Origin of the sequence: Tibeticola sp. (genome assembly GCF_022759015.1) — a bacterium.
In the GTDB taxonomy this organism is placed as follows: domain Bacteria; phylum Pseudomonadota; class Gammaproteobacteria; order Burkholderiales; family Burkholderiaceae_C; genus Tibeticola; species Tibeticola sediminis.
The window spans coordinates 1-4,834 of record NZ_JAEMQB010000134.1 but is presented as its reverse complement, the minus strand read 5'-3'; the positions used below and the strand labels follow the sequence as shown (position 1 = coordinate 4,834).

Below are 4,834 nucleotides of genomic sequence, written 5' to 3'. Positions count from 1 at the left end.
GCTCGACGTGGTGGTCGATGCCGGAGCGAGCTGCATCATCCAGCCCGGCGGCTCGATCCGCGATGCCGAAGTCATCGCCGCAGCCGACGAGCGCGGCGTGGCCATGGTGTTCACTGGCGTGCGGCATTTCCGGCATTGAATGTCCTCAGCGTGGAGCACCCATGAAAAAGCGGCCCGCGGGCCGCTTTTTCCATAGTTTTTGCCGGAATGCCAGCGTGAAACGGTCGTTGCTTGCTCTTATTTTGTGAGCAATCGGAACGCCGCCCGTGCCGCCTCGAAGGTCCGCGCGAGGTCCTCGTCGCTGTGAGCGGCGCTGACGAAACCCGCCTCGTACAACGCCGGCGCCACATACACGCCGCGCTCGAGCAGGCCGTGGAACAGGGTGTTGAAGCGGGCACCATCGCTCTTCATCACGGCCGTGTAGTTCTGCGGCAGTTCGGGCAGCAGGAAGAAGCCAAACATGCCGCCCTCGCTGTCGGCGCTGAACGCCACACCCGCCGCGTCGGCCTCGGACTTCAGGCCCTCGATCAGCGTGCGCGTCTGGCGCGCCAAGGCGTCATAAAAGCCCTCGCGCGAGATTTCGCGCAGCGTGGCCAGCCCGCAGGCCGTGGCCACCGGGTTGCCCGACAACGTGCCCGCCTGATAAACCGGCCCGAGCGGCGCGAGCTGCTCCATCACCGCGCGCCGGCCACCGAACGCCGCCAGCGGCATGCCGCCGCCGATGACCTTGCCGAGCACCGTGAGATCGGGCGCAAAGCCGGGAATCGCCTGGGCGTAGAGGCTTTGCGCGCCGCCCAGCGCCACCCGAAAGCCCGTCATCACCTCATCGAACACCAGCAGCGCGCCATGCTGCGTGCACAGCTCGCGACAGCGCTGCATGAACGGCACCGACGCGCGCACGAAGTTCATGTTGCCCGCGATCGGCTCGATCATCAGGCAGGCGATTTCACTGCCGTGCGCGGCAAACGCCGCCTCGAGCTGGCTGAGGTTGTTGTATTCGAGTACCAAGGTGTCCTGCGCCACGACGGCGGGCACGCCCGCGCTCGTCGGGTGGCCAAAGGTCGCCAGGCCCGAGCCGGCCTTGACCAGCAGCGCATCGGCATGGCCGTGGTAGCAGCCTTCGAACTTCACGAGCTTGTTGCGCCCGGTCGCACCGCGCGCGAGACGGATCGCGCTCATCGCCGCCTCGGTGCCAGAACTCACGAGCCGCACCATGTCCATCGACGGCACGTGGCGCAGGATTTCTTCGGCCAACTCGATTTCACGCTCGGTCGGTGCGCCAAACGAGAAACCGTCGCGCGCCGCCTTCTGCACCGCCTCGAGCACCGCCGGGTGCCCATGGCCGAGGATCATCGGACCCCAAGAGCCGATGTAGTCGATGTAGCGCTGGCCGTTGGCATCCCAGATGTAGGCGCCCTCGGCGCGGGTGATGAAGCGCGGCGTGCCGCCCACGGCGCGAAAGGCGCGCACGGGCGAATTGACGCCACCGGGGATGACGCGGCGGGCGCGTTCGAACAAAGCCAGGTTGGCGTCGGTGCGGTCAGTGTCGGGTGTCATTGAATGGTTGGTTGAGAAGGTCGATCGAGCCCTCGGGCGCTTCCTCCGGGTTCTCGGCTTCGTCGGGCTGCGCCCAGAATAGCCGGTCGGGCACGGCTCCGCCCATACCGGGACGAAAGCCTGCATCGAGGGCGCCATCGAGATATTGCAGCGCGTCGCGGAACGCTTCGGTGAGGTCGCACCCTGTCGCGAGAAGCGCTGCGAGGGCGCTGGCCAGGGTGTCCGACGCGCCGCTGAAAGCCGCTTCGATGCGCTCGAATCGCTCGCTGGCCAGGACGCTCTGGGCATTGACCAGCACATTTTCGATGGTCTCGTGCCCGTGATGGATGCCCGTTACCACCACATAGGGCGTGCCGAATTCAGCGGCAGCGATGGCGAGCTCCCTCGGGGTCGGGCCGCGTTCGCCGCTCCAGTCGGGCAGCAGCCAGCGCGTGAGGTTTCCGACGTTGCCCACGAGCACGGTGACTTCGGGCAAGAGCAACTCGCGCAGCGCATCGAGGTAGGCGTCGATCGCGTCGTCGCTCCACCAGGTCAGGTCTGGCAGACAGGCCACCACCGGAATCTCGCCGTATTCGGTCGTCAATTCGGCCAGCGCGGCCAAGGTCTCGGGGCGGCCGGCGAATCCGATCTTGATCACGCGAACCGACACATCCTCGAGCGCCGCCCGAGCCTGTTCGGCGACCGCCTCCTCTGGCAGGCCGAAGAAGTCGCGGATGCCCGCCGTGTCCCGGATCCAAGCCCCCGTCACGACCGGCAAGGGGTGCGCTCCGACCGAGGCGATCGTGAGCACATCGGCGGCGAGCCCCGCTGCTCCAGACGGGTCATTCGCCCCGATGGCAAGCACGCAGGCCGGCGCCGACAGGGGGGCGCTTGCGCCCTCGGGGTCGACGTCGGTGGGTTCGATATTGGGGAAAGTCATAGGTGCCCAGCTGCATGAACACGGGCCGGCGCGCCCTGTTGCGTCACATTGCGCCGATACAATGAATCGATTCTAAGTGAACCCCCCTGAAAGAAGCCGTGACTGCGACTCGAACCTGGATGTGCCTCATCTGTGGCTGGATTTACGACGAAGCTCTGGGCGACCCCGAGCACGGCGTAGCCCCTGGGACGCCTTGGGAGCAGGTTCCCATGAACTGGACCTGTCCCGAGTGCGGCGCGCGCAAAGAAGACTTCGAAATGGTTGCGCTCTGAAGCGCGCGGCGGCTGGGCGGGCGCTTCGAGCGTCACTCCACCGCAGTCGGTCTGACCCCTCAAGGAGACACACGACGTGAGTTCCGACCTTCCGTGTTACAAAGTGTTGGTAATCGACGACAGCAACACGATCCGTCGCAGTGCCGAAATCTTTCTCAAGCAAGGGGGTCATGAGGTCCTTTTGGCCGAGGATGGCTTCGACGCGCTCTCGAAAATCAACGACTTCGAGCCCGACGTCATCTTTTGCGACATCCTCATGCCGCGGCTTGACGGCTACCAAACCTGCGCCATCATCAAGAAAAATGTGAAATATTCCGCAACACCGGTCGTCATGTTGTCGTCCAAAGACGGTGTGTTCGATAAGGCGCGGGGGCGGATGGTCGGTTCGCAGGACTACCTCACCAAGCCCTTCACCAAAGATCAACTGCTGCAAGCCGTCCGCCAGTATGCGGGCGCCCAACCGAAGGAGTCCCAATGAGCATTCAAAACGTGTTGGTGGTCGACGACTCGAAGACCGAATTGATGTTTCTGTCCGAGTTGTTGCGCAAGAACGGTTTTTCGGTTTGCACCGCCGAAAATGCCGATGAGGCCATGCAGCAGCTCGAGACCGCCAAGCCCGATCTGATCCTGATGGACGTGGTCATGCCGGGTCAAAACGGCTTCCAGCTCACGCGGGCGATCACCCGCAACCCGCAGTTTGTCGACGTGCCCATCATCATGTGCACGAGCAAGAACCAAGAGACCGACCGCGTCTGGGGCATGCGCCAGGGCGCGCGGGACTATGTGACCAAGCCGGTCGACGCGGCCGAGCTGCTCGCCAAGATCAAAGCGTTGAGCTGACGATGTCCAGCCGCGACGCATTGCGCGCGTTCCAGGCCCGGCTGGCCAGCCGGCTGCAGGATGCGCAAACCCAGGGCGCGACCGCCGCCTGGTTGGGGGTCGAGGCCGCGGGTGATCGCTTCCTGATCCCTTTGAACCACGCCGGCGAGATCTTCCCCGAGGTGCCGATCCAGGTCGTGCCTCACGCCCGGCCGTGGTTCTTGGGTGTCGCGAACCTGCGCGGGGGCGTCTTCGGTGTCGTCGATCTTGTGGGCTTCCTGCGTCAGCAGCCGCCGCGGCCGCGGGCCGAGGGCGCACAAGCCACGGGCCGTTTCGTTGCGTTCAACGAGGTCCTGGGCGTGAACTGCGCGCTGCAGATCGACCGCCTGGCCGGCCTGCGGCATGTCGATGCGTTCGGTTCGTCCGAGGCGCCCGGGCCCGACGCGCCGGCTTACCTGGGGCATCGCTACGTCGACGCGGCGGGGGCTGCCTGGCAGGAAATCAACCTTCAGGCGCTCTCGACCGACCCTGGTTTCCTTCATATTGGTGTTTGAGATTTCGGAAGGCTCAGCTATGTCCATCAAGGATCAACTCTCCCGGCTTTTTCGCAAGCCCGCGCCGGCCGTTCCGCCCGTTGCTGAGGACGTGACCGCAGATTCGACTCAGCAAGCGGGTGAGCGCACCGTTGCGGCCGAGTCTGAACAGCTCAGCAGCGCCGACTTTGCCGAAAGCCGCTCGCCGTACGCGGCGGACGCGGATATCGAGGTAGCCCCGGCAGAAGACGCGCTGACGCTGCCCGTGCTCGGCACCCGCAGTGCCGCCGAGCACCAGCGCCTGCTCGTTGCCCTGCTTGCGGTCATGCTGGTGATCCTGGCCATCGTCACCGTCGTCGCCTTCCGCCAAGCGAACACGGTGGCGACTCAGGTGGCTGCGACCGGTAATGCGCTGATGCAGTCGCAACGTCTGGCCAAGTCGGTGTCGCAGGCCTTGGTGGGCAACCCAGTGGCCTTCCCCGAAATTCGCGAAGCGCGCGAGGTGCTCGCCAAGACCGTGCGCGGGCTCAAGGATGGCAACGACGAGCTCGGCCTGAAGCCGGTGACGGGCGAGGTTTCCGCCGAAGTCGAAAAGATCGTGCCGATGGTCGATCGTGCTGAAAAGAACGCCGACGTCATTCTGAAGCAGGAAAAAGTCCTCACGCAGGTGGGCTCGGCCTTGCGCACGATCAACCGCCAATCCTCGGACTTGCTGGAGATCGCGGAAACCATCT

The 4,834-nt window shown here is 65.1% G+C and carries 7 protein-coding genes; 5 read left to right on the top strand and 2 right to left on the bottom strand.

Annotated elements, in window-relative coordinates:
• Positions 1 to 237: 237 nt before the first annotated feature.
• Together hemL and thiD are read right to left on the bottom strand one after the other, a co-directional pair.
• Positions 238 to 1,557, bottom strand: a complete 1,320-nt coding sequence (gene hemL / locus JHC36_RS08610) for a glutamate-1-semialdehyde 2,1-aminomutase (protein WP_287918270.1) — start codon at positions 1,555 to 1,557, stop codon at positions 238 to 240.
• Positions 1,541 to 2,476, bottom strand: coding sequence for a bifunctional hydroxymethylpyrimidine kinase/phosphomethylpyrimidine kinase (thiD, locus tag JHC36_RS08605; protein WP_287918269.1), 936 nt, complete (start codon positions 2,474 to 2,476; stop codon positions 1,541 to 1,543). The genes hemL and thiD overlap by 17 nt, the downstream gene beginning before the upstream one ends.
• Positions 2,477 to 2,574: 98 nt before the next feature.
• Here thiD and JHC36_RS08600 point away from each other — a divergent pair, with 98 nt between their 5' ends.
• From JHC36_RS08600 to JHC36_RS08580, 5 genes are all read left to right on the top strand, one after another.
• Positions 2,575 to 2,748, top strand: a complete 174-nt coding sequence (locus tag JHC36_RS08600) for a rubredoxin (protein WP_211330955.1) — start codon at positions 2,575 to 2,577, stop codon at positions 2,746 to 2,748.
• A gap of 76 nt (positions 2,749 to 2,824) precedes the next feature.
• On the top strand, positions 2,825 to 3,226 hold the full coding sequence (locus tag JHC36_RS08595; protein WP_124222289.1) for a response regulator: 402 nt from the start codon (positions 2,825 to 2,827) through the stop codon (positions 3,224 to 3,226).
• Positions 3,223 to 3,588 carry a response regulator transcription factor gene (locus JHC36_RS08590; RefSeq protein WP_287918266.1) on the top strand — a complete coding sequence of 122 codons (366 nt, stop codon included), beginning with the start codon at positions 3,223 to 3,225 and terminating at the stop codon, positions 3,586 to 3,588. Before JHC36_RS08595 ends, JHC36_RS08590 begins: the two co-directional genes overlap by 4 nt.
• A 2-nt stretch (positions 3,589 to 3,590) precedes the next feature.
• On the top strand, positions 3,591 to 4,121 hold the full coding sequence (locus JHC36_RS08585) for a chemotaxis protein CheW (RefSeq protein WP_124222284.1): 531 nt from the start codon (positions 3,591 to 3,593) through the stop codon (positions 4,119 to 4,121).
• Between the two features lie 19 nt (positions 4,122 to 4,140).
• Positions 4,141 to 4,834 (top strand): type IV pili methyl-accepting chemotaxis transducer N-terminal domain-containing protein (locus JHC36_RS08580; protein ID WP_287918264.1); only part of this gene is annotated, 694 nt, incomplete at its 3' end.

Bases quoted from the DNA above. Each gene is read 5' to 3' on its own strand.
- thiD (WP_287918269.1), bottom strand. From the start codon at position 2,476: ATGACTTTCCCCAATATCGAACCCACCGACGTCGACCCCGAGGGCGCA.
- hemL (WP_287918270.1), bottom strand. From the start codon at position 1,557: ATGACACCCGACACTGACCGCACCGACGCCAACCTGGCTTTGTTCGAA.
- JHC36_RS08585 (WP_124222284.1), top strand. From the start codon at position 3,591: ATGTCCAGCCGCGACGCATTGCGCGCGTTCCAGGCCCGGCTGGCCAGC.
- JHC36_RS08590 (WP_287918266.1), top strand. From the start codon at position 3,223: ATGAGCATTCAAAACGTGTTGGTGGTCGACGACTCGAAGACCGAATTG.